This is a genomic window from Sandaracinus amylolyticus, assembly GCF_000737325.1.
GTDB lineage: Bacteria > Myxococcota_A > Polyangia > Polyangiales > Sandaracinaceae > Sandaracinus > Sandaracinus amylolyticus.
In genome coordinates this window covers 4,613,407-4,636,092 of sequence record NZ_CP011125.1, presented here as the reverse complement: position 1 = coordinate 4,636,092, position 22,686 = coordinate 4,613,407, and the positions used below count along the sequence as shown (strand labels likewise).

Below are 22,686 nucleotides of genomic sequence, written 5' to 3'. Positions count from 1 at the left end.
CGCTGCCTTACGATGGAGCCCTCCTGCATCGCAGGAGGGCTCTTGCGTTTCCGCTGCATGCGCACCGTCCGACGAACCCTCTCGATCGCGCTGGGTCTCGCCGCTGCGGCCGGGCTCGGCTCCGCGCTGCGCTCGCGCTCGCTGGACCACTTCGTCGCGAGCCAGACGTACGAGGACGTCTACTACCTGCCGCCACCGAGCTGGCTCCCGGTGTTCTCGCTCGGCTGGGACGAGGCGCTCGCCGATCTGTTGTGGGCTCGCGCGTTGGTCTACTTCGGCGAGGAGATGCAGCAGCGTGGCGCGCTCGAGCACGTGTTCGACTACACCGACGCGATGCTCGAGCTCGATCCCGACTTCGACGCCGTCTACACGTGGGTCGCGACGGCGGGCCTCTACCGCCCCCAGGCGATCACCGCGGACGACGCACGCCGCACGATCGAGTATCTCCGTCGCGGCCACCAACGCTTTCCGGACGACGGCGACCTGGCGTGGACGCTCGGCGCGGCGCTCGCGTTCGAGCTCCCCGCACTGCTCGACGACGAGCGCGAGCGCGACGCAGCGCGCGTCGAAGCGGCCGAGTACTTGATGATCGCGGCGCGACGAGGCGCCGGGCCCGAGTGGTTGGCGATGACGAGCGCATCGCTCCTCTCGCGCGCAGGGCGCGCCGAGGCGGCCGCCGCGCACCTCGAGGAGATGTTCGCGCTCACAGAGGACGAGCAGACGCGGGGGCAGCTCGCAGATGCGATCGCCGAGCTCCGCTCGTCGGCGTACGCCGAGGCGCTCGCCGAATCGAATCGGGTCGAGGACGAGCGCAGAGCGCGCGAGATGCCGTACGCGTCGCCGACCTTCTATTTCCTCGTCGGGCCCGTTCCGGTCGTGGACTGGCGGACGAGCTACCGCGACGGCTTCGCCGCCTCGGCGTTCGCGGACGAGCGGGAGATCGTCGAGGCGATCAGCGCGGGGACGGAGTGACGTCGGGCGCGTCGGGCGCGGTCGACGCCGATGTCGAGCTGCCTCGCGGCGCGATCCCGAGATCGATCCGGAGGTCGCTCGCTGCCGCGGCCAACGTCGCGCGCGCATCCTCGAACCCGTCGTTGCGTCGCCATGCTTCGAGAATCACCTGCTGCGCGAGCTGCGGGCGGCCATCGCGCGCGTGGAGACGAGCCAGCGCGATCGCGGCGGCGCTGTTCGTCGGCTGAAGCGTGAGCGCCCGGTTCAGCGCCACCCACGCGAGGCCGCCGTTGCCGCCCGCGAGCGCTCTCTGGCCGAGGTCGGTCCAGTTACTCGCCTGGCGCCACCTCGCACGCACGGCCTCCTCGGCGAAAGCCTCGGCGCGCGCGCTCGCGCCTGCTCGCTGGGCGCACTCGGCGACGGTGCGCGCGAGCTCCGGCGTCGTCGCGGCGAGGCGCGTCACGGCAGACGCCTCGAGAATGCCGTCACAGCCACGATCGACGTACGCGCGCACTGCGTCGCGCAGCTCGCGCTCCGGCGGGTACCCGATGCCGTCCGCGATGGCGAGCGTCACGCGGAGCGTCGCCAAGTCGCGCATCGCGAGCGCGGACTCGAGCATCGCCCTGCCCTCGGTGGGTTGGACCGCGCGCGAGATCGCGCGATCGAGCAGGGCTTCGTGCATGCCTTCGGCGAGCCGGAGTCGGTCGAGGAGCGCCTCCGCATCCGGCGTGCCCGCTCGCTCGTACGCCGCGATCGCGCCTCCGACGTCACCACGCGCGTCTGCGAGTCGCCCTTCGAGCATCGCGCGGTCTCCGGAAGAGAGCGCGAGCGACTCGAGCGATGCCGCGATCGCTCGCAGCGCGCGCGGACGCGACGTCGCGGTTCCGATGCGCTCGCTCGTGACGCGCGCGACGTCGGACGAGGCGGCGAGCGAAGCTCCCGGCGCGAGCCACGGCGCATGCGCACGAGCGACGTCGAGATCGCGCAGCTCGAAACGACGCGTGTTGCTCAGCTGCGCGAGGCGGAATTCGAGGAGCGGTCGGTCGTCTCGGATGCGCTCTGCATCGCGTCCGAGGGCTCGAGCGCTCGCGGCGTCCAGCTCCAACTTCGCGCCGAGGCGCGGCACCGACGAGAGATCCGCAGCGCGCAGCAGCGCCGCCAACGCCGGCTCCTGCATCCGCGCGGCGCTGCGGTCCCAATCGAGATCGGAACGCGTGGCGACGAGCACCAGACTCGATCCTTCGACGACGAATCCGTGCACGTTCGGGAACACGTCGCTCAGCGTTCCGAGCACGCTCCGCAGGTTCGCCGCATCCATCCGGAACACGTTGAGCCACAGCGCGAACGCGCCGCCCGGATGCAGCGCGCGCGCGACCTCTTCGAAGAACTCGGTCGTGTAGAGCGCGCTCGATCCGGCGAGCCACGGGTGCGACGGCTGCGAGATCACGGCGTCCAGCGATCCGCTCGGCGCGAGCGCGATCCGGTTCCGCGCGTCGTCGATGTGCAGCGTGACGCGCGGATCGTCGACCGGGAACGGTCTGCCGCGTGCGTCGTGGAGCAAGCGCGCGGCATCGACGACTGCCTGCTCGAGCTCCACTGCCTCGACGTGCTCGAACCCACACGCGAGCGCCATCGTCGTCGTGTGGCCCGCGCCGATGCCGACGATGAGTACGCGCTCGCGCTGCTCCGCGAACAGGCCAGGGAGCGCCCCGAGCAGGACGAGCTCGTGACCGAACCCAGGATCGCCAGCGCTGAAGCCCGACTCCGGTCGACCGTCGTTGTAGAGCGCCAGCCCGGTACGCGTCCGGCGGACGGTCACCGTCGTGTTCCGGCCCTCGCGGAGGAACACGAGCTCGTCGCGCCACGACTCGCTCGGTCCAGCGATCATGGCCTGCAGTGGCTGCTGCGCAGCGCCGAGGAGGTACGGCAGCGACAACGTGGGGCGCGCCGCGAGGACGAGCGCGAGGAGCACGAACGGGCCGGTCATCGCGCCGACGCGGGCGAGCACGCTGCCGTCGACGGACGAGCGCAGCGCGATCGCGCTCGCGAGCGCCGAGAACGTAGCGATCGTGAAGAGCGTCGCCTCGACGCCGATCGTCGGGACGAGGAAGAACCCGGTCGCGAGCGCACCGACGAGGCCACCGATCGTGTTCGCGGCCAGGAGCCGACCGCTCGCGCCCGCGGAGTCGGTGGTCCGCTCCGCGGCCATCGCCCACGTGAGCGGGAGCCCGGTGCCAGTCACGATCGCGAGCGGGAAGAGGATCGACGCGGACGCGAGGAGGAGGACCCAGGTCTCGTGCGGCACGATGTCCAGCTCGCCGCGCGCGAGCGGGATCACGCGCGGAAGCTGCGGCACCGTGATGACGGCGAGCGCAGTGACGAGGATCGCGAGGCTCTGGAGCACTCCGAATGCGACGCCCGCACGCACGCGAGCGACGATGCGTCGTGCGAGCAGCGCGCCGATCGCGATGCCGAGGAGGTAGTTCACGAGCATCGCGGCGAACGCGCCGGTCGTGCCGTGCACGATGATGCGGAGGACGCGCGTCCACACGACCTCGCTGCCCAGCGCGATCGCGCCGGACAGCGTCGTGAGCACGAGCTCGATCCCGAGCTTCGCGCTGCGACCCGTGTTCACCTTCGCCGACGCGCCCGCATCGCTCTCCGAACGAGGCACGTCGCGACGCATCCACAGCATCGCGATCGCGGCGGCCGCGATCCCGAGCACCGCGGCCGCGATCACCGACGCGCGCGTGCCGAGCTGTGGGATCAGCCAGAAGCCGCCGAGCGCTGCGCCCGACACGGCGCCCAGCGTGTTGGCCGTGTACAGCGCCGTCACGCTCCCCGACCAAGCCTGCTGCGGCATCAATCGGGCGAGCACCGGGAGCGTCGCGCCCATCGCGATCGTCGGCGGAAGCAGCGCGGCGGACGCGAGCGAGAAGCGCACGAGCGAGATCATCTCGAACGAGAGCGACCCGCCGAGGCCCGCGTACGCGTCGTGCAGCCTCGGCATCAGCGGAACGGACGCGAGGGCGTACGCCGCGACAGCGACCTCGAGCGCCGCGTACGCGACCGCGGGTCGAGCGAGCCGCCCCGCGATCCGGCTCGCGAGCGCGCTGCCGACGCCGAGCCCGAGGAAGAAGCAGGCGAGGACGGTCGCGACGGCGAGGTCACTGACGCCGAAGACGCGATGGAGCATCCGCGTCCAAGCCGACTCGTACAGAAGCGCAGCCGCGCCGGAGCAGAGCAGAGCTCCGTACAGCGGGAGCGTGTTCGTTCGCATCGCCGCGGATGGTATCGGATGCGCGGCAGCCGGCGCGACGCTTCACTCGACGCGATCGCGCACGTACAGGATGCCGATCGGGACGAGCTCGCCAGTCTGCGGATCCGCGGCGGCGCGACGCTCGAACACGGAGCGAACCCCGTCGCCGTCGAGATCGCCGTTCGCGCGGAACGTGACCAAGTACGTGCCCTCTGCGCTGCGCAGACCGCATCCGTCCGTCGCCGGCTCGAACGCGTAGCTGAATCGCACCGGTCGCTCGGGAGCGAAGCCGAGCGCGGTCCAAGTCGCGGCGTCGAGCGTCGAGCCGTCCCACGCGACCTCGACCGGCTCCACACTCGGCGTCGCGGGCGTCGGACCTGCGGCCGGAGGCAGGCAGTGCCGCGCGGGGCCGCGCTCCGTGTCGTGCTCCGCGGCGAAGTACGCCGCAGCGCGCATGTGCATCAGGGCCAGGTGCTCCGATGCCTCGGAGATCTTGCTGAGGCGCAGCTGCCGAACGTACGTCGGCACGAACGCGGCGAGCAGGGAGCCGACGACCGCGACGACCGCCGCGACCTGCAGGAACGTGGCGCCCTCACGCGCTCGTCGTCGTCGTTCGCCGCTGGGGTTGCGGGCCCGCATCGGCCGCGATCATGAGCGGAGCCGGCGCGAAGTGCACGCGGGCTCCGTCTCCTCACCCGCCGGGCTGCAGCGTCAGGATCTGACGCTCGGTCTCGCCGGCGCGGATCTGCACCTGCACGGTGTGTCGGATGTTGAACTCCGAGTTCACCAGGAGAAGCGTGTGGCGACCCGCGGGCAGCGAGATGCTCGTCTGCGGCGTGTTGCCGACGAGGCGCCCGTCGACGAACACCTGCGACCACGGCCGCGTGTTCACCATCAGCGTGCCGTTGCCACCCGCCGCGGGACGCTCCTCGCTCGCCGCCGCGCCGCCACCGCTGCTGTCGCCGCCGCTCTCCGGGTCACGACGCGGCGTCGCGATGCGCACGCCACCACCACCACCGCTGCGCTCGACGCGCTCCAGCGTCGCCATGTGCACCGCGTTCGCCTGGCCCTGCGGCAGCACGAGTTCGGCCTCGTAATCGCGATGTCCGCCGAGCTCCATCTCGACGCGCCAGCCCGCGCCCGTCACGTCGACGTCGGTCGTCACCGGCGTGCGGCCGACGCGACGCTCCTCGGTCCCGCGCACGAGCGTCACCTGCGCGCCCGAAGGCTCCGACGTGATCTCGACGCTCACCGTGCGCAGCGTCAGCACGGCCGGCGGGAGCGCCATCACCTGGCCCTCGCCGAGCGTGATCTGCGTGAGCCACGGCGCGTAGCTCGTGCCGTTGTCGACGCGGATCTGATAGGTGCCCGGCTGCAGATCGGTCACCTGCACCGGCGTGCGCTGCGCCAGCTCGCGATCGCCGACGAACACGCGCGCGCCCGCCGGAACGGTGCTCAGCGTGAAGCCGGTGCCCGCCGTCGCCGGCGCCGTCGCGGGCACGCTCGTCGTGCCCTGCGCGGCGATCCCCGCGACCGCCGGGCCCGTGGCCGGCGATCCGCCCGCGACCGGCACGAGCGCGACCGGCGGCAGCTGCAGCTGCGCGGCCGACTCGATCGTCACGGTGGTCGCCCACGTCTCGAACCCGAGCTTGCGCACTTCGACGAGGTGCTGACCGGGCTCGACGTTCGCGATGACGAACGGGCTCGACGTCGACGACTGCACGACCTCGCCGTCGAGATAGACGACCGGATCCGACGGCGTCGTCGTGACGGTGATCGTGCCCGGCTGCGAGCGCAGGAACACGAACCATCCGCCCGCCGCGAGCACGCCGACGACGAGCATGCCCGCGAGGCCGAGCAGTGCGCCGCTCACACCGCCGCGACGCTCCGGCTGCTTGCGCGTGACCGCCGTCGGCTCCGGACCGATCGACGGCCCCTGCGAAGGCGCGGGCTGCGACGGAAGGTTGTCGAAGGGCGACGGCGCGCCCATCGGCGCCGGCGTGTGCGCGGGAGCGTACGGGCGCGCAGCGCCTGCAGCAGGACGCGACGGCGAGGACGGCGCGGGCGCGGTCGCCGGCGGAAGGTCCTGCATCAGCGCGCCCTGGACGCCGTCGGGCTTGTCGTAGATCTGGGTCGAGAGCTCTTCCTCGTCCCAGTCCATGTCGAGCCCGGGCGCCTTGCCCTGCGAGGCCTTGCTCTGCACGGGCGCGGACATCTCCTGGCTCGTGCTCGCGCGCGGCGGCGGAGGCGGAGGCGCCGACATCTCCCCGCTCGTGCTCGAGCGCGGCGGCGGCGGAGGCGGCGGCCCACCCGACAGACGCGGCGGCGGAGGCGGCGGCTGCATCGCGGGCATGCCCGTCATCGTGCGCTTCTGCTGGTTGCGCGGGCCCGGCGGCTGATGTGCGCTCACGTTCGCGGCCTGTGCCTGGAGCTGCGGGGGATGCGTGTGCTGCGGGACCGGCACCGAGGGCTGCGAGGCCTCGATCGGCTCGAGATCCGCGAACGCCTCGAGCCCCGAGCCACCGCTCGACGACGACGACGCGCGGCCGAGCGATCCGTCGGCCTCCATGCGCCGGTACTCCTCTTCGCGCGCGCTCTCCTTCGCGATCTCGTCGGCGAAGGCCTTGCGCATGTACGCGCTCAGATCCTTGCGCGAGAAGAAGTTGCCGCTCGTGTACATGAACGACTGCAGGTCGTCATGCAGATCCATCGCGGTCTGGTAGCGATCGTCGACGTCCTTCGCGAGCGCCTTGAGGACGATCTGCTCGAGCTCTTCGGGGATCCGCCGGTTGTAGGTCGACGGCGGCATGATCTCGACGTTGCGGACCTTCTCGAGCGTCGAGAAGTCGCTCTCGCCGACGAACAAGCGCTCACCCGTGAGGAGCTCGTAGAGGACGATGCCGACGGCGAAGATGTCGCTGCGCCGATCGAGCGGCAGCCCGCGCACCTGCTCGGGCGACATGTACCCGAACTTGCCCTTGAGGATGCCGGCTTGCGTGCGGCCCGCCTTGCCCGCGGCCTTCGCGATGCCGAAGTCGATCAGCTTCGTCTCGCCGTCGTAGCTGATCAGGCAGTTCTGCGGGCTGACGTCGCGGTGGACGAGGTGGAGGTCGCGACCCGCCGCGTCCTTCTTGTTGTGCGCGTAGTCGAGGCCCTCGCAGATCTTCATCGCGATGTAGCAGGACATCGGGACGGGCGTGGTCTCGCCGCGCTTGCGCGCTCGGTCGAAGATCGCGCGGAGGTCCTTCCCGTGCACGAACTCCATCGCGATGAAGAAGGACTCGCCGACTTTCCCGAGATCGAAGATCTGCGCGATGTTCGCGTGCGTCAGCTGGACGCTGATCTTCGCCTCGTCGATGAACATCGTGATGAATTCCTGATCCTCGGCGATGGAGGGCAGGATTCGCTTCACGGCGACGAGCCGCTCGAAGCCCTCGACGCCGAAGGCCTTCGCTTTGAAGACCTCGGCCATGCCCCCGACGTTGATCCGCTCGAGGAGCACGTACTTGCCGAACGGGATGGGCTTCTTCATCGCAGTCTCGATCCCCGCCTGCGGCGCCCGGAGTAGGTGACGACCTCGACGCGAGCCGCACCCCCGGGAACTCTCGGGAAAGGCGGCCCATAGTACTGGTCCTGCGCAGCGCAAATCAACGGTGGGTCCCCCGTCATCGGCTCATGAGTCCGAGAGGGACCTCACGGCCTGTGACGTCGGACCACCGAGCGGGCGCGCCCTTTGGCTCCGGTTCGAGACGCGATTATTGCGGCGAGGTTTCCTCGCCCTCGGCCTCGCGGCTGAAGCGCGGAGGATGGTCGGGGAAGTAGCGGACCCGTTGTCCCTGCAAGTATCCCCAGCGCGAATAGGGCATCGGCGCGTTGTCCGGGAAGATCACCTCGGCCGCGGCGCGCTGCGCGGCATAGAGCGCGAGCGCGGGCTCGGCGGACAGATCGCGCGCGGTCTCTCCGTCGGGCGCGGCGGCCCCGCCCTCCCCCGCGAGCGCGAGGCGGACGTCGTCGCCGAGCGCGATCGCGTCGGTCACGCCGGCGCGCGTCAGCGCGGCGCGCACGTCGCCGCCCTCGGCGTAGACGAGGAAGCCGTCGCGATCGACGCCCACGGCCGCAGCCGCACCGTCGGCGAGCGGCGCGCCGGAGAGCAGCACGAGATCGTCGGGCCCTGCGCGCCCGATCGCGATCTCGTGGCCGATCGACGCGCGGGTCGCGTAGAGCGAGATCGCGCCCGAGCTCGCGCCGGTGAAGCCGCCGAGCAGGCGCGGCGCGTCCTCGCCCACCGCGCGATGGAGCGGCGCCGGCACCGCGCGGCGCGGATCGATGCGCACGATCCACGTCTCGGCGCTGCGCGTGCGCGCGAACGCGTACGGCCAACCGGCGTGCGGAAGGCCCGTGCTCGAGAAGCGCCCTTCGCTCTCCGTCGCGCCCGCGAGCGCCGGTCCCGGCAACGTCGGGCGCAGCGTGAGATAGAAGAAGTCACGCGGATCGCGCGCGAGGTAGCGCGGGAATCGCATCGCCATCGAGCGCACGGCCTTGCGCCCGCGCACGCGCCAGCCGGGCGACTGCGGGAGCTCGCCGTCGTGCTCGTACTCCGCGTGGACGCGCTGCACCGGCGGAGGCGCGTCGTCGCCGGTCGCGCCCTGACGGTACGGCCGGAAGAACTCGAACCCGCAGTGCCCGCTGTTCATGTCGAGGTGCATCGCGCGCGCGCAGCGCGCCGAGACCATCGCCTGGCCGAGCGCCTCGGGCCCCAGCGAGCTGCCCCAGAAGAACGCGAGGAAGCCCTCCTGCGTGAGGCAGAGCCCGCTGCGATACGTGAAGGTCTGCTCCTCGCTCTCCTGCGGAGCCGCGCCCCACCACCAGCGCTCCCACGGGTTCCACACGCCGTCCTCGACCATCGTGGTGAGGTTCTGGCGCATCTCGATCATCCCCTCGGGGATCTGCCGGTTCGCGAGGTTCTCGTCGAAGTACTGACCGCGCCAGCTCGGTGCCGGCCAGCTGCCCATGCCGACCGTTCCGTCGTCGAACACTGCGACGGTCGCGGCCCACGGCTTCGGCGGGAGATAGACGCGGCGCTCGGCCATCATGCCGAACTCGCCGTGCATCGCCTGGAAGCCGCCGTTGAACGCGGCGACGAGCGTGCGGACCGTGCGCTCGTCGCGCGGGATGCGGCCCTGACCGACCTCGCCCGTCGCGCTCTGCGGCTCGCGCGTGCCGGGCACGACGCGGAGCTGCACCTGCCGCGGATCCCACATCGTGACGTAGACGCGCACGTACGGGCGCTCGACGTCGGGCCGCACGAAGCCCTGCACGAACGCGGGCGGCGCACCCGGGTACTGATTGACGAACGGATCGTCGATGACGGGGATCCACTCGCCCTCGCCCGCGACGGGATCATCCGTGATCACCGGCTGCATCGCGGGCGGCGGCCAGCCGAGCTCGGCCTCGGCGGCCGTGAGCAGCGCGCGCCGCTCCTCGCTCATCTGCGCCTGCACGTCCTCGCGCGTCACGCCGAGCTCGGCCGCGACCGCTTCCTGCGTGTCCTCGCCGCCGAGCAGCGCGTAGCGCGTGCGATCCCACCAGTCCTGCACCGCGAAGACGCGGTTCTCGAGCCACTCGATCGGCTCGGGGCCGACGAACGACAGGTTGCGCACGGTGTCGACGACCCACGTGATCCCGCCCGGCTGACCCGGCACGTGCTCCTGCACGTCGACGCGCTCCGCGCCTTCGCGCAGCGCGAGCGTGGCGAGCTCGAGCTCCATCACCGTGTGCTCGCCCTCGATGAGCGCGACGTGCGTCGCGTCGGCGCGCAGATCGGCGTCCGAGCCCGTCTCGTGGCGCTGGTAGCGCACGCGACCGAACCCCGCGGTGCGTCCCGTCTCCTGCAGGTTCGAGATCGCGTGCTGCACGCGCTGCACGGCGGTGAACGAGGCCGTCGCCTCAGGGTCCTCGCCGCGCAGATCGAGCACCGTGAGCGCGTCGATCTGATCGCCGGTGCGCGAGAGGAAGACCGCGTGATCGCCGGCGCGCGAGAGGCGCTCTTCCGCGGAGCTCGCGCTCTTCGTGAGGTTCGCGACCGACGTGACGTCGAGCACCGCACCGCCGCGACCGGGGCGCACCTCCGCGTACCAGACGTCGTCGAGCTCGCCCTCGGCGTGCGCGAGGAAGAGCGCGGGGCGGAGCGCCCACGGCCCGTCGTCCTCTGCGAGCCACAGCACCGTGTCCGGATCGACGCGGAGCCCGTCGCGCGCGAGCACCGTCGCGAGCGAGGCCTCGGGCGAGCCCGAGCTCGCCCCCGAGATCGCGTAGCGGACGCCGGCGAGCACCACGAGAGCGAGCAGCAGCGCGCCGAGCAGGCGGCGGCGGGGGCGCATCCAGCGGGCGAAGGGACGTCGCGGGGTGGGCGCGCCGGCCGGCTCGGAGGGCGCGGACTCGCGGGCGCGGAAGGCCGCGTGCGCGCTGCGAGAGCTCGTCGACGACATGGCTGGCGGGGCGCGAGGTAGCACGCTGCATTCCGCTCGGCAGCACCGTCCCACCGGTCCGGTGAGCCGATCCGGGCCCGACCTGGACACTTGGTGACGAGGGGACCCGTGAGTTCCCAAGGGATCTCTCGGTTGATCGCTCCTTCCGATGACGGCAAGATGCCGGCCCCGAGCGTGTTGCGGGCCGAAAAGCTCGCGTAATTCGAAGGTTTCAGAATGCGCATCCAGACGTTCCTGGCCGTGCTGCTGGCGGCCACGCTGGGCTTCTCGGCGGTGATCGCCTCGCCCGATCGCGCTTCCGCGCAGCAGCCCCGACAGCGCGGCCAGCGTCGCGCCGCGCAGTCCGCGCAGCCGAGCGAAGGCACCGCCGAAGGCCCCATCGCACCCGCGCCGACGATCGCCGACCTCGGCACGATCGTCCCGCGGCTGCAGAGCACGAACCCCGACGAGGTGCGCGAAGCGATCGACCTGCTGAGCGTCATCGATCGCCGCGAGGTGGTCGCGCCGCTCGCCGATCTGCTCCGCTCGGGGCAGCCCGACGCGATCACGGATCGCGCGCTCGAGGCGCTGCGCGGCCTCGAGGACCCGACGTCGCTCGACGTGCTCACCGAGTTCACGCGCCACCGCCGCGTCGGCGCGCGCCGCCGCGCGTACCAGGCGATCGCGGCGATCGAGGACCGTCGCGTCACGACGCTGCTCGAGCAGGGTCTGCGCGACAGCGATCGAAGCGTGCGCGCGGCCGTCGCGCTCGCGCTCGGCAACATCGGATCGCGCGGCTCGGTCGACGTGCTCTTCCGCGCGTTCGATCGCGGCGTGGTCGAGGCCGCGGTCGCGATCGGCAAGCTCGGCGACGGGCGCAGCGTCGAGCGCTTCTCGCAGCACCTCGGGCAGCAGCCGCTCTCGGTCATGCTCAGCGGCTACGAGCAGTTCCTGCGCCGCACCGACATCGACGAGGACGTGAAGGTGCAGATCGTGAACCGGCTCGGCGAGGTGTCCGGCCGCACGGTGCGCGAGTTCCTCGCGCAGGAGCTCACGCGGCTCGGCGATCGCGATCGCAGCCGCTACAGGCAGGTGGTGCAGGACACGCTGCGCCGCATCCCGGTGGACGGAGACACGCGGCGCACCACCACGGTCGGTGGGCCCGGGGCGCCGGCCACCTCGACGACGACGGGAGGTGCGCAGTGATCTCGCTGCGTCGGGTCTCGATGCTCGCGCTGATCGCCGCGCTCTCGGGCTGCGGTGGCGGCACGCAGGCGGCGTTCAGCCATCAGTTCGCCGACAACCAGGCGGAGGACTTCGCGGCGGTGCTCGAGCGCCTGCCCGAGCCGCGCCCGCACGAGCGCCCCGAGAACGCGCTCGGCGAGCCGCTCGTGGTCGCGTCGACGCACGGCGAGGGCCGCCGCGTCGTCGCGCTCGCGCCGGACGGCACCGAGCGCTGGTCGCAGGCGATCGACACGCAGACGCGCCCCGAGATCCTCGGCGACGTCGTGCTGGTGAGCGATCGGCAGCAGCTCGTCGCGCTCGATCTGCGCACCGGCACGCAGCGGTGGACGCAGCGCCTCGCGGACCTCGCGTACGTCGGCGCGACGCGCGACGGCGACACGATCTACTACGCGGCGACCGTCGGCGCGCTCGGTGGCGCGCGTCGCGTCGGCCACGTCGCGGCGGTGGACGCGCAGACCGGCGCGGAGCGCTGGCGCCACGAGGTGCAGGGCGTGTTCGGTCAGCCCGCGGCGTCGGGCGGCATGGTGATGGTGCCCTGGGAGCGCCAGAACCTCGCGATCCTCGACGAGACGACGGGCACCGAGCTGGCGCGTCTGCGCTCGACCGACGACGTCCTCGCGTGGACCTTCGACGACCCGACGGGCATCTACTACGGGCACCGCAGCGTCTACCGCATGACGCACCGCTCGGTGAGCGGTCAGCGCGCGGAGTCGACGCACCGCGAGCTGCCGATCCCCGAGCTCCCCGTCCTCCACGAGGGCGAGGTCGCGCGCGAGGTCGAGCTCTTCGACGACGGCTTCCTCCCGAAGCCCGGGACGCGCAGCGCGCGCGGCCGCATCCGGCTCTACTTCACGCCGGGTCAGACGGCGTCGCCCGAAGAGGTCGCGATCCTCGGCGACACCGTCTACTTCGTGTACTACCGCTACGCGTTCGCGTACGACCTCGAGGGGAACATGCGCTGGGCGCGCATCCTCGAGCAGGACGTCATCGGCGCGCAGGCGACCGCGGACGGGCTCTTCGTCGTCGGCGAGCAGGGCCGCATGCGCGTGCTCGATCGCGAGAGCGGGCTCGACCGCTGGGCCGGCGGCGCGGAGCTGCAGCTCGCAGCGGTCTCGCTCGACGTCACGGGCTTCACGGCGGGCGCGGCGCCCGAGGGTGAGGCGCCTTCGCTGCGCGCGAGCCTCGCCGCGATCGCGGTCGACCCCGACAACCGCCTGGTGCCGGCGCGCGCGTACGCGATCCAGCAGCTCGCGGCGATGGAGGAGCCGGAGATCACGCGCGACCTGCTCGATCTCTACGCGCAGCAGTCGATGCCCGGCGCGCTGCGCCAGGCGATCGGCAACGCGCTCCGTGCGCGCCGCACGGGCAGCGAGCATCTCGTCGAGGCGCTCGCGCGCCGCTACGACTTCCTCGAGGACACGCAGGCGCCTCCGCTCGAGGTGATCGTTCCGTCGCTCCTCGAGATGCGCGCGACGCAGGCCGTGCCCGGCCTCGTGCAGCAGATGAACGACCACGAGACGCCCGCGGCGGTCCTGCCGACGGTGGTGCGCGCGGTGGTCGAGCTCGGCGACGCGTCGGTCGTGCCCGCGCTGCGCCAGTTCCTCGTGCTCTATCACGCCGACACGACGTTCGCGGAGCACTCGCAGGCGCTCGCGGCGGCCGCCGAGGGCGTGTTCCGACACGGGGGCCCCGAGGGCCGCGAGATGCTGACCGCGCTCGCCGCGGAGCCGCGCACCGTGAACGCGCTGCGCGAGTCGATCGGCGGGTACTTCGAGGCCGAGCGCCAGCAGCAGGAAGCGCTCGCGCGACGGGAGGCCGAGGAGGCCGAGCGCGCGGCGCAGGAGGCGGCGCGTCAGGAAGAGGCGGCGCTGCCCGGCCGGCTCACGCAGGAGCAGATCGACCAGACGTTCGCCGCGCACGTCGACCCGCTGCGCGAGTGCGTCGCGGGCGAGATCGCGCGCAACCCGCTCCTCGGTCAGGTGCGCCTCGTGTTCATCCTGAACAACGACGGTCACGCGCAGGAGATCGGCGTCGCGCCGAACACGCCGGAGCTCGTGCAGTGCATGCAGGAGCGCGTCACGGCGATCGAGTTCCCTCGGTTCCGCCAGCGCCGCATGCGCGCGTCGTTCGTGATCCGCGTGCGCGGCGGCGCGGGCGAGGAGACGGCGGCGCCGTCCCAGTCCGAGATGGCCGCGATCCCGCCGGGCTCGCCGTGGTGGACGTGGTGGCAGCGTCGCGCGTCGACGAGCGCGCCGGCCAGCACCGAGCCGGTCGCGCGTGCGTGGTGGGAGCGCCGTCCGGCGCCCGTCGCGCCCACGCCGCCTCCCCCCACCGGCCCGCAGGTGCCGGTCGCCGGCACGACGACCGCTGGCGGCGGGAACACCGCGACGACGACCGGCGGCGCAGGCGCGTCGGGCGGCAGCGGCGCGTGGTGGAGCGGAGCGGGCGCGGAAGAAGGTGGCGACGAAGCGGCCCCCGAGGAGGCCCCGAAGCGCCTCCCGCCGCCGAGCCGACGCCTCCTCCGCCGCCGCAGCGCGGTGCCCGTGGCCGTCGTGGCCGCGCGCAGGCGCCCGAGGCGGCGCCGACGCCTCCGGCGGCCCCTGCGCAGCCCACGCCGCCCGCTGCGGCGCCTCCGCCGCCGGCCCAGCCCACGCCTCCTCCGGCCGAGGAGAACCCGTGGTGGGCCCCCGCCGAGGGCTGACGTGACCCGGATCGGGCGCCGCGCGTCGCGTGGCGCCCGATCAGCGCGCCGCGCGCAGGGCGCGAGCCGCGCCGTTGATCGCGCACGCGACCTCGTTCGACACGCGGATCAGCGGCTCGGGCGCGCCGTGCGCGAAGCGATCCGGGTGCAGCGTCGCAGCGAGCTTTCGCCACGCCGCGCGCGCTTCGTCGGGGCGCGCGCCGCGCGGGAGATCGAGCAGCGCCTCGGCGCTCGTCGCGCGGCGGATCTCGCGCGACTTCCGGGCGAGCAGCGAGAGCGTGTCGCGCCCCGGCGGAGGCGGCGCCGCGCCCTCGAGCACGCGCAGCGCGAGCAGGAGTCGGAACGCACGGTCGCTCCCGCGGCATGCGCGCTCGAGCGCATCGAGGGTCGACGGGCGGCGCAGCACGGCGGCGAGCGCTTGCTCGTCGGGCCAGAGCGGCGCGCCGCCGACCAGCGCCTCACCGAGCGGCGTGAGGACCAGCGAGCCCGCACCGATTCGATCACGCACCGAGGGGACCGTCGCGCCCGCGAGCGCATCGCGCATCGCACCGAGCAGGAGCTCGCCGGCGCGGCTCGGCTCCTCGTGCGCGCGAGCGCGCGGTGCGCACCGCTCGAAACGCAGCTCGACTCCGTCCCACGCCGCGATCGATCGCACTCGAGCGCGGAGCTGCACGCGCAGCGCGTGGCTGATCGCGCCCTGCCCCGCGAGCCCCGCACGCACGACCGCGTCCCCGACGCGCACGCCCGATCCGCGCGTCGCGGCGGCGCGTTCGACCGCGGCCGCATCGACGCCGGATCCGACGAGCAGATGACCGAGGCGCGGCGCGGACGCCGACGGCGCATCGATCGCGATCACTCGGCCCTCGCGGATCACGATCTTCGCGCGGCCCTCGCGCGCGCTCGCCTCGAGCTCACCGCTCGCGCCGGCACGCTCGAGCATCGTGAGCGCGCGAGCGAGCGACGCAGCGGCAGGCCACACGGTCATGCGCGTCGGATACGACGTTCGCGATCACGACGACAAGTTTTCGTCGAGCCGCGTGCGCGCCTCGAGCACGCCGCGCGTCGGCTCAGCAGCGGGCGTAGCGCGGATCGTCGGGCTTCAGCGCGAGGACGACCTGGATGTCGTCGAAGCGCTCCGAGACCGCACGCGCGCTGACGCCGTAGCGGCGCGCGACCGACGCGCGCGTGACTCCGTCGAGCCCGTGCAGGCGTGCGATCGCGTACTCGATCGCGGCGGCGCACACGTCCGGCTTCGGCGCGCGCGGGGCGCGCTCGTCGCGACGCGATGCGCGTCCTTCACGCGAGCCACGCGTCTCGCGGTAGTCCACCCAGAGACGTCGCGCGCGCGCCACGTGCTCGGGCGTGAAGCCACCATCGCGCATCACGCGCTCGAGGATCGGAAGGACCGCGTCCTCGTCTTCACCGCGGACACGGACCCCGGGCTCGGTGCGCGCGCGCGATTCACCACCGCGCGTGCGCTCGCCCGTCGGGCGCGGCGTGCGTCGCTCCGCGCGTGCTTCGCTGCGCGACTCGACCTCACGACGCGCGTCGGCCTCGCGCGGACGCGACGACGTCGACGCCGCACGGCCCGACGACGCGCTGCGCGCCGGCGATGCTCCACGTGCGCGCTGCTGCTGCTCGACCGGCGCGCGACGCGTGCGCGGGTCGCCTTCTTCTTCCGGTGCGCCGCGCTCGATCCACGCGAGCAGCTGCTTGTGCTCGCGGTTGCGCGGCTCGCCTTGCACCGCGACGGTCGCCGTCTCGCGCGCGTCGTCGATGCGACCGAGCCGCGCGAGGCAGTGCGCGAGCGATGCCGCGATCTCGTGCTCGGGCGGGTTCGCGGCGCGATGCGCGAACTCGAGATGACGCAGCGCGGTCGCCGGCTGATCGAGCGCGACGTCGAGAAGGTGACCGAGGTTGTGGTGGTACCAGGGGTTGCGCGGCGCGAGCGCGAGCGCGCGACGGTAGGCGGACACGGCCGAGCGGAAGTTCGCGAGCAGCGCGTGCGAGAGACCCATCAGCGCGTGCACGACGTCGTCGTCGGGATGCGCGCCGACGACCTTCCGCAGATGCAGCAGCGCGCGCCACGGATGATCTTCGATCCGGTACTCGGCGAGGTGGCGATGCGCGAACACGCTCGCGTCGCTTCCGTCGGGCGCGAGGCTCACGATGCGCTCGAGCAGCGGCTCGACCACACGACGTCCCTGCGCAGCGGCGATCGCGCGCTCCGCCTGCTTGCGCAGACGCTCCACGGCGCTCTCCTCCGACCTCGCGCTCATGTGGATCAGCGTATAGACCGATGCCCCCCGCAGGGCAAGCACGGCACTCGCGCGTTCAACGTCGACGGACGACCGCGACGAGGAAGCCTCCGAGCGTGCGCAGCATCGATCGGCTCGCGTGCTCTTCGGCGCGCGCGAAGAGCGTCGAGACGAGCGGAACGCGATGCACGAACGCAGCGGGCGTGACCACCCGAACACCTCGCATGTCGACGAGCTCGGTGCCCCTCGGGAGCATGCGACGGATGGCGCGCGGCGAGTCCCAGCGCGTCTCGACGTCGGCCTCGGTGTGCGCGCGACCGATGCGTCGCGCGCCCGCGAGACGACGCGCGACGTAGCGCAGGCTCCACGCGTTGTAGAACTCGAGCAGCATGTGCCCGCCGGGCCGCGTGACGCGCGCGATCTCCTCGAGCGCGCGCTCGATCGCCGGCACGTGCGCGAGCACCTTGAACGAGTAGACGACGTCGAAGGACGCGTCGCGGAACGGCAGCGCCGTCGCGCTCCCACGCGCCACGTCGAGCCCGCGTGCGCGAGCCTGCGCGATCATCCCCGCGGAGAGATCGACGCCGACGCAGCGCGCCGCGTGCGGCGCGACGCGTGCGAGCACGAGCCCGGTGCCGCAGCCGACCTCGAGCACGTCGGCGTCGCGCGCGTGATCGATCACGATCTGCGACTCGAGGCGATCGACGAGCGCGTGATAGCCCTCGTCGCGACCGCGATCGTAGGTGCTGCTGAAGTCGTCGTAGTAGCGCTTCGCGCGCGCGTCGTGAGCGCTCATCGCAGGAGCTCGTCGTAGAGCGACTCGTACGCCGCGGCCATCGCGCGCGGATGGTGGCGTCGCTCGGCAGCGTCCCTCGCGCGGGCGCCGATCGATGCGCGCGCGCTCGCGTCGTCGAGCCATCGACGCAGCGCCTCGACGAGGGCGTCGCGAGTGGGCTCGATCGCGAGCGCGGCTCCGTCGTCCGCGAGCTCCTCCGCGGCGCAGCGCGATGCGACGATCACCGGGCGCGCCTGCCACATCGCCTCGATCAGCACGAGCGGCAGATCGACCTTCGCGCCGAGGTCGCGCGTCGGCAGCGCGACGACGTCGGCCGCGCCGAGCAGCGCGAGGATCTGCGGCGTCTCGCCGATCCATCGCACGCGGGACGCGACACCGAGCTCCTCCGCGCGTGCCCGCAGCGCGCGCTCGGCCTCGCGCGAGCGCTCGCTCTTCTGGCGGTACGCGAGCGCGAGCACCACGTCGCGCAGCGAGGCGAGCGACTCGATCAGGTGCGTCGCGCCATCACCGCGCTCGAGGTCACCGGGGAACACGATCAGCGGCGCGTCGCGCGGGAGCTCGAAGTGCGCGCGCGTCGCGCGTCGTGCGTCGTCGCTCGGCACGTCGATCGGCGCGACCGCGGGCGCGATGCGCACCACGCCCCGCACGCCGGCATCGCGCACCCGCGCTTCGGTGTGTCGCGAGAGCACCACCGTGCGATCCGCGAACAGCACGCGTCGTGCGTCGAGATCGTCGCGCGGCGCGCTCGACACCGTGTGCACCGTCGGACGTCGCCGCGCGCGCGAAAGCGTCTTCGCGACGATCGACGTGCGCGGGTTCGGCTGGAAGAAGAAGTGCGCGACGTCGCCCTCCCCCACCGCGACGCGCGCGAGCACGCGCAGCGCCTCGCGCGGCGGCAGCGCATGACCGCGCGCGTGATCGCCGAACGTGCGCTCGACCTTCGCGCGCGGCGGGCTGAACGACGAGCCGCGTGTCGCCATCACGATCGGGACGTGGCGCTCCATCGAGCCCGCGAGGTCCCTCACCAGGGTCTTGCTGCCATCGTTCCACGGAGGCTCGATGGGCTTCGAGATCATCAGGATGGTCGCCATCGCTCACGCAGGATCGGATACGTTTGACCCCGACCCACCCCTGCTCTAGAGGTCCAGCGTGGTCTATCACGGCGGCCCCGAGGACGACGACGAGACGCTCGCCGCGGGCGAGGACGAAGGCGCCGCGCTCGACGAGGACGACGAGCTCGAGCCCGACAACGAGACCACGCTCGAGTCGGAGCCGCCCGATCGCGCGCACGGAGAGAGCCGTCGGAAGCGGCTCGAGCGCATCCTCCCCGAGATCCTCAAGCGCGCGATCGAGAAGGGCCTCGAGACCGGCATCGGCACGCTGACGAACAGCCGCGAAGCGCTGCAGGGCGTCGTCGGCAAGGTCGAGCTGCCGAAAGAGGTCGCGAGCTACGTCCTGTCGCAGGTCGACGAGACGAAGAACGCGATGGTGCGCGTCGTCGCGCGCGAGGTCCGCGAGTTCCTCGAGGCCGCCGATCTCGCGAAGGAGCTCCAGCGCGCGCTGACCAGCCTGTCGTTCGAGATCCGCACCGAGATCCGGTTCATCCCGAACGACGCCGGCGGCGTCACGCCCGACGTGAAGGCGCGCGTCGGTCCCACGACGAAGCAGCGCGGCCGCCGTCGCGGGCTGCGCCGGCCTTCTGCCGAAGCGCAGGAGCCCGAGGACGGCGGCGAGACCTGATCGTGATCACTCCGGGCGCTGCTGGCGCAGCTGCTCGGCCGCTTCTTCGCGACGGCGGCGCATGCCCTCGAGCGTGCGCAGCTCGCTGGGCCCGGGGCTCGCGCCGCGACCGACCGCGGGCTCGCCCGGCGGAAGCTGCGGCGTCGTGATCCGCGCCGACGCGGCACCACCCTCGACGCGCTGGATCAGCACGCGCGCGATGCGCACCGGCGTGAGCGGTCGGTTGTCGGGATCGCCGCTCTGCGGCACGCGCGCGATCATCGCCACGACGTCCTCGGGGCGGCACTGACCGAACACCGTCGCCGTGCCGTCGAGCTGCGGCGCGGGGCCGTCGAGCACGTAGAACTGCGCGGCCCCGGTGTCGCGTCCTTCGGTCGTCGCCATCGCGAGCCGCCCCGCGCGATCGTGCGCGAGCGTCTCGTGCGGCTCGAACGGGATCGTGTAGCCGATCGTCCCGCTGCCATCGCCGAGATAGTCGCCGCCCTGGATGACGAACTCGGGGATCACACGGTGGAACGTCGTGTCGCGGTAGTACGGCTGGCGACGCCAGATCCCCGCGCGCGCGTCCCACCACGCGCGCCGACCGCGCGCGAGACCGATGAAGTTCGCGACCGTACGCGGCGCGCGATCCGCGTAGAGATCGCAGAACAGCGTGCCGAGGTCGGTCGAGATCTCCGCGACGAGCTGCCCGTCGATCGGCATGCCCTCGACCGCCTCGTCGAGCGTGAAGTCGCCGCCCTCGGGATCGGGCTCGGTGGGCTCGCGCACGAGACGATCCGGCGTCTGCTTGGTCGCGCTGCGCGCGCCGGTCCGCCCCGCGAACACGATCTGCTCGCCGTCCTCGGTCACGCCGATCGTCGGCTGCTTCGTCGCGCTCGCGCCGCCGCCGCCCTGCTCGCCCGTGACCTCTCCGCCCGACGTCGCGCCCGTCTCGCACTCGCAGCCGTACAGGCCGCTCAGCGCGATCACCGCTGCGATCACCGCGTTCCCTCGACGCATGCTCACTCCCACTCCTCGATCACCAGGTCGTCGTCGTCTTCGTCTTCGATCGCTTCGTCGTCGTGTCGCCCGCTCGCGGCGGGCACCTCGCCGACCTCTTCGAAGCGCACCTCCGCGCCGACCTCGATGCCGTGCGCGCGCGCGAACCCCGCGTTGACCTCGAGCACGAACTGCGAGACGCCCTCGACCTCGCGCGGGTCGTCGGTCCGCGGCTCGGCGTTCTCCACGATGCCGAGCACGCGCATCCCGCTCGTGATGAAGATCATGTCGAGCGGGATGAACGTGTCGCGCATCCAGAAGCTCCGCTGTCGCTCCCGCGCGAACAAGAAGAGCATGCCGCGCTCGGGCGCGAGCTCGCGCCGGTACATGAGCCCGTGCGACGTCTGCGCGGGCGTGCGCGCGACCTCGACCTCGACGGTCACCGGCTCCGCGCCTTCGCGCGCGAGGATCACGCGCGGACGCGGCGGCGCCTCGCGCTGCGCGCGCTCGTCGTCGCCGCTCGCCGGAGCCGGCGCCGCGCGACGCGGCTCGTCCGCGCTCCCCCCGCGCGAGGCCTCGCCTCCCGAGCATGCGGCGATCATCGCGAGCGCAGCGGTCACGGCGAGCGTCCTCGTCATCCGGGTGGGCGTGTCGACAGTGGAGAGCGCGCCCTCGTACCACGGACCCGCGCGCGATGCCTCTCTTTGGGTCGTCGGGCGCGCCCGCGTGCGGCGCGCAGAGTATATAGACGCGCCATGCCCCTCGGCCGGGTCTATCTCCTCGGCGCCGGCCCCGGCGACCCCGAGCTGATCACACAACGCGCCGCGCGTCGGCTCGGCGAGGCCGACCTCGTCCTCTACGACGCGCTCGTGCACCCCGAGCTGCTCGACCTCTGCCGCGACGACGCGGAGAAGACGTTCGTCGGCAAGCGCGGCGGGCGCGTCAGCGAGCGACAGAGCGCGATCAACGAGCGCATGATCGACGCCGCGCGCGCCGGGCGCGTGGTGGCTCGCCTGAAGGGCGGCGATCCCTATCTCTTCGGCCGGGGCTCCGAAGAGGCCGAGGCGCTGCACGCCGCGGGGATCCCGTTCGAGGTCGTGCCCGGTGTGCCCTCCCCGATCGCCGCGACCGCGTACGCCGGCATCTCGCTCACCCATCGCGCCGCATCGAGCAGCGTCGCGTACGTGACCGCGACCGAGTCGCCCGAGAAGGATCGCTCGAGCCACGACTGGACCAAGCTCGCGACGGCGACCGAGACGCTCGTCATCTTCATGGGCGTGCGCGCGCTCGAGTCGATGATGGCGCGCCTGATCGAGCACGGCCGCGCCCCCGAGACGCCCGCCGCCGTGATCCAACAAGCGTCGATGCCGAAGCAGCGCACGATCGTCGGCACCGTCGCGACGATCGCGCAGCTCGCGCGCGAGGCGAACGTCGGCATGCCGGCGCTCACCGTCGTCGGCGAGGTCGTCAAGCTGCGCGACGCGCTGCGCTGGTACGACGTGCAGCCGCTCTTCGGAAAGCGCGTGCTCGTGACGCGCCCCGAGGATCGCTCGCTCGGCCTCGCGCGCCTGCTGCGCGACGAAGGCGCCGAGGCGACGTGCATCCCCGCGATCCGCATCGCGCCGCCCGAAGATCCCGACGCGCTCGCGCGCGCCGTGCGCGAGGCCTCCACGTACGACTGGCTCGTCTTCACCAGCGCGAGCGGCGTCGACGCGTTCTTCGACGAGGTCGATCGCCAGCAGCGCGATGCGCGCGTCGTCGGCAGCGCGCGTCTCTGCGCGATCGGGCCCGCGACCGCGTCGTCGCTGCGCGCGCGCGGCCTCCGCGCCGACGCGGTGCCCACCGAGTTCCGCGGCGAAGGCGCGGCGAAGATCCTCCTCGATCACCACGCCGGCGATCTGCGCGGCGTGCGCGTGATGCTCCCGCGCGCCGCCGTCGCGCGCGAGGTGCTGCCCGACACGCTGCGCGGCGCCGGCGCGCACGTCGACGTCGTGCACGCGTATCGCAACGTCCCGCCCTCGCCCGACGACGAGGCCGCGCTGCGCGCCGCGATCGAGGCGCACGAGCTCGACGTGATCACGTTCACCGCGCCCTCCACCGTCGAGAGCGTCGTGCGCATCCTCGGCGAGAACGCGCCGGCGCTGCTCGCCTCGTTCACGATCGCGTCGATCGGTCCGGTCACCACCGCGGCCGCGGAGAAGCTCGGCGTGCGCGTCGACGTGACCGCGCCGTACTACACGAGCGAAGGCCTCACGCGCGCGCTGCGCGAGCACTTCACCCGCTAGGAGCCT

The 22,686-nt window shown here is 72.8% G+C and carries 14 protein-coding genes and 1 pseudogene; 5 read left to right on the top strand and 10 right to left on the bottom strand.

Going from position 1 to position 22,686, the window contains the following annotated elements; genetic code table 11:
* Window positions 1-57 precede the first annotated feature (57 nt).
* Window positions 58-972: a hypothetical protein gene (locus DB32_RS19705; RefSeq protein WP_053234120.1), complete on the top strand. Its 915-nt coding sequence runs from the start codon at window positions 58-60 to the stop codon at window positions 970-972.
* On the opposite strand, the gene DB32_RS19700 is transcribed toward DB32_RS19705, so the two are convergent.
* The 4 genes from DB32_RS19700 to DB32_RS19685 all read right to left on the bottom strand — a co-directional run bounded on the left by DB32_RS19700 (window position 953) and on the right by DB32_RS19685 (window position 10,590).
* Window positions 953-4,231 (bottom strand): fused MFS/spermidine synthase, encoded by a 3,279-nt coding sequence (locus DB32_RS19700; RefSeq protein ID WP_053234118.1) that lies wholly within the window; start codon window positions 4,229-4,231, stop codon window positions 953-955. The two genes, DB32_RS19705 and DB32_RS19700, sit on opposite strands and share 20 nt — an antisense overlap.
* Before the next feature lie 42 nt (window positions 4,232-4,273).
* Window positions 4,274-4,849: a hypothetical protein gene (locus DB32_RS19695; RefSeq protein ID WP_053234116.1), complete on the bottom strand. Its 576-nt coding sequence runs from the start codon at window positions 4,847-4,849 to the stop codon at window positions 4,274-4,276.
* A 52-nt stretch (window positions 4,850-4,901) separates the two neighbouring features.
* Window positions 4,902-7,742, bottom strand: a complete 2,841-nt coding sequence (locus DB32_RS19690; protein ID WP_053234114.1) for a serine/threonine-protein kinase — start codon at window positions 7,740-7,742, stop codon at window positions 4,902-4,904.
* 223 nt (window positions 7,743-7,965) lie between these two features.
* A complete protein-coding gene (locus tag DB32_RS19685) occupies window positions 7,966-10,590 on the bottom strand; it encodes a hypothetical protein (protein ID WP_157069195.1) in 2,625 nt (874 codons plus the stop codon).
* A 324-nt stretch (window positions 10,591-10,914) separates the two neighbouring features.
* On the opposite strand from DB32_RS19685, the gene DB32_RS19680 reads away from it, so the two are divergent.
* On the top strand, window positions 10,915-11,883 hold the full coding sequence (locus DB32_RS19680; RefSeq protein ID WP_053234110.1) for a HEAT repeat domain-containing protein: 969 nt from the start codon (window positions 10,915-10,917) through the stop codon (window positions 11,881-11,883).
* Between the two features lie 20 nt (window positions 11,884-11,903).
* Window positions 11,904-12,542 (top strand): annotated as a pseudogene (locus DB32_RS50280) (outer membrane protein assembly factor BamB family protein); the annotation flags it as partial.
* Between the two features lie 2,121 nt (window positions 12,543-14,663).
* On the opposite strand, the gene DB32_RS50275 reads toward DB32_RS50280, so the two are convergent.
* The 4 genes from DB32_RS50275 to DB32_RS19660 form a co-directional block, all read right to left on the bottom strand.
* The gene (locus tag DB32_RS50275; RefSeq protein ID WP_420820942.1) at window positions 14,664-15,563 is read right to left on the bottom strand and encodes a J domain-containing protein; all 900 of its coding nucleotides are present in this window, start codon (window positions 15,561-15,563) and stop codon (window positions 14,664-14,666) included.
* 127 nt (window positions 15,564-15,690) lie between these two features.
* Window positions 15,691-16,902 carry a tetratricopeptide repeat protein gene (locus DB32_RS19670; RefSeq protein WP_053234105.1) on the bottom strand — a complete coding sequence of 404 codons (1,212 nt, stop codon included), beginning with the start codon at window positions 16,900-16,902 and terminating at the stop codon, window positions 15,691-15,693.
* Window positions 16,903-16,957: 55 nt separating this feature from the next.
* The gene (locus DB32_RS19665; RefSeq protein ID WP_053234103.1) at window positions 16,958-17,677 is read right to left on the bottom strand and encodes a class I SAM-dependent methyltransferase; all 720 of its coding nucleotides are present in this window, start codon (window positions 17,675-17,677) and stop codon (window positions 16,958-16,960) included.
* Window positions 17,674-18,768, bottom strand: coding sequence for a glycosyltransferase family 4 protein (locus DB32_RS19660; RefSeq protein ID WP_053234101.1), 1,095 nt, complete (start codon window positions 18,766-18,768; stop codon window positions 17,674-17,676). The genes DB32_RS19665 and DB32_RS19660 overlap by 4 nt, the downstream gene beginning before the upstream one ends.
* 58 nt (window positions 18,769-18,826) lie before the next feature.
* Here DB32_RS19660 and DB32_RS19655 point away from each other — a divergent pair, with 58 nt between their 5' ends.
* Complete coding sequence (locus DB32_RS19655; protein ID WP_053234099.1) at window positions 18,827-19,417, top strand: hypothetical protein; 591 nt, start codon at window positions 18,827-18,829, stop codon at window positions 19,415-19,417.
* A 6-nt stretch (window positions 19,418-19,423) separates the two neighbouring features.
* Here the strand turns inward: DB32_RS19655 and DB32_RS19650 are convergent, their stop codons facing one another.
* Window positions 19,424-20,416: a peptidylprolyl isomerase gene (locus DB32_RS19650; protein ID WP_053234097.1), complete on the bottom strand. Its 993-nt coding sequence runs from the start codon at window positions 20,414-20,416 to the stop codon at window positions 19,424-19,426.
* A gap of 2 nt (window positions 20,417-20,418) precedes the next feature.
* Window positions 20,419-21,033, bottom strand: coding sequence for a DUF192 domain-containing protein (locus DB32_RS19645; RefSeq protein ID WP_075097561.1), 615 nt, complete (start codon window positions 21,031-21,033; stop codon window positions 20,419-20,421).
* Window positions 21,034-21,150: 117 nt separating this feature from the next.
* Between DB32_RS19645 and cobA the strand changes: the two genes are divergently transcribed.
* The gene (gene cobA / locus DB32_RS19640) at window positions 21,151-22,680 is read left to right on the top strand and encodes a uroporphyrinogen-III C-methyltransferase (protein WP_053234095.1); all 1,530 of its coding nucleotides are present in this window, start codon (window positions 21,151-21,153) and stop codon (window positions 22,678-22,680) included.
* Window positions 22,681-22,686 lie beyond the last annotated feature (6 nt).

Bases quoted from the DNA above. Each gene is read 5' to 3' on its own strand.
- DB32_RS19645 (WP_075097561.1), bottom strand. From the start codon at position 21,033: ATGACGAGGACGCTCGCCGTGACCGCTGCGCTCGCGATGATCGCCGCA.
- DB32_RS19690 (WP_053234114.1), bottom strand. From the start codon at position 7,742: ATGAAGAAGCCCATCCCGTTCGGCAAGTACGTGCTCCTCGAGCGGATC.
- DB32_RS19705 (WP_053234120.1), top strand. From the start codon at position 58: ATGCGCACCGTCCGACGAACCCTCTCGATCGCGCTGGGTCTCGCCGCT.
- DB32_RS19685 (WP_157069195.1), bottom strand. From the start codon at position 10,590: ATGCGCCCCCGCCGCCGCCTGCTCGGCGCGCTGCTGCTCGCTCTCGTG.
- DB32_RS19680 (WP_053234110.1), top strand. From the start codon at position 10,915: ATGCGCATCCAGACGTTCCTGGCCGTGCTGCTGGCGGCCACGCTGGGC.
- DB32_RS19670 (WP_053234105.1), bottom strand. From the start codon at position 16,902: ATGAGCGCGAGGTCGGAGGAGAGCGCCGTGGAGCGTCTGCGCAAGCAG.
- DB32_RS19665 (WP_053234103.1), bottom strand. From the start codon at position 17,677: ATGAGCGCTCACGACGCGCGCGCGAAGCGCTACTACGACGACTTCAGC.
- DB32_RS19660 (WP_053234101.1), bottom strand. From the start codon at position 18,768: ATGGCGACCATCCTGATGATCTCGAAGCCCATCGAGCCTCCGTGGAAC.
- DB32_RS19700 (WP_053234118.1), bottom strand. From the start codon at position 4,231: ATGCGAACGAACACGCTCCCGCTGTACGGAGCTCTGCTCTGCTCCGGC.
- DB32_RS50275 (WP_420820942.1), bottom strand. From the start codon at position 15,563: ATGCTCGAGCGTGCCGGCGCGAGCGGTGAGCTCGAGGCGAGCGCGCGC.
- DB32_RS19695 (WP_053234116.1), bottom strand. From the start codon at position 4,849: ATGCGGGCCCGCAACCCCAGCGGCGAACGACGACGACGAGCGCGTGAG.
- cobA (WP_053234095.1), top strand. From the start codon at position 21,151: ATGCCCCTCGGCCGGGTCTATCTCCTCGGCGCCGGCCCCGGCGACCCC.
- DB32_RS19650 (WP_053234097.1), bottom strand. From the start codon at position 20,416: ATGCGTCGAGGGAACGCGGTGATCGCAGCGGTGATCGCGCTGAGCGGC.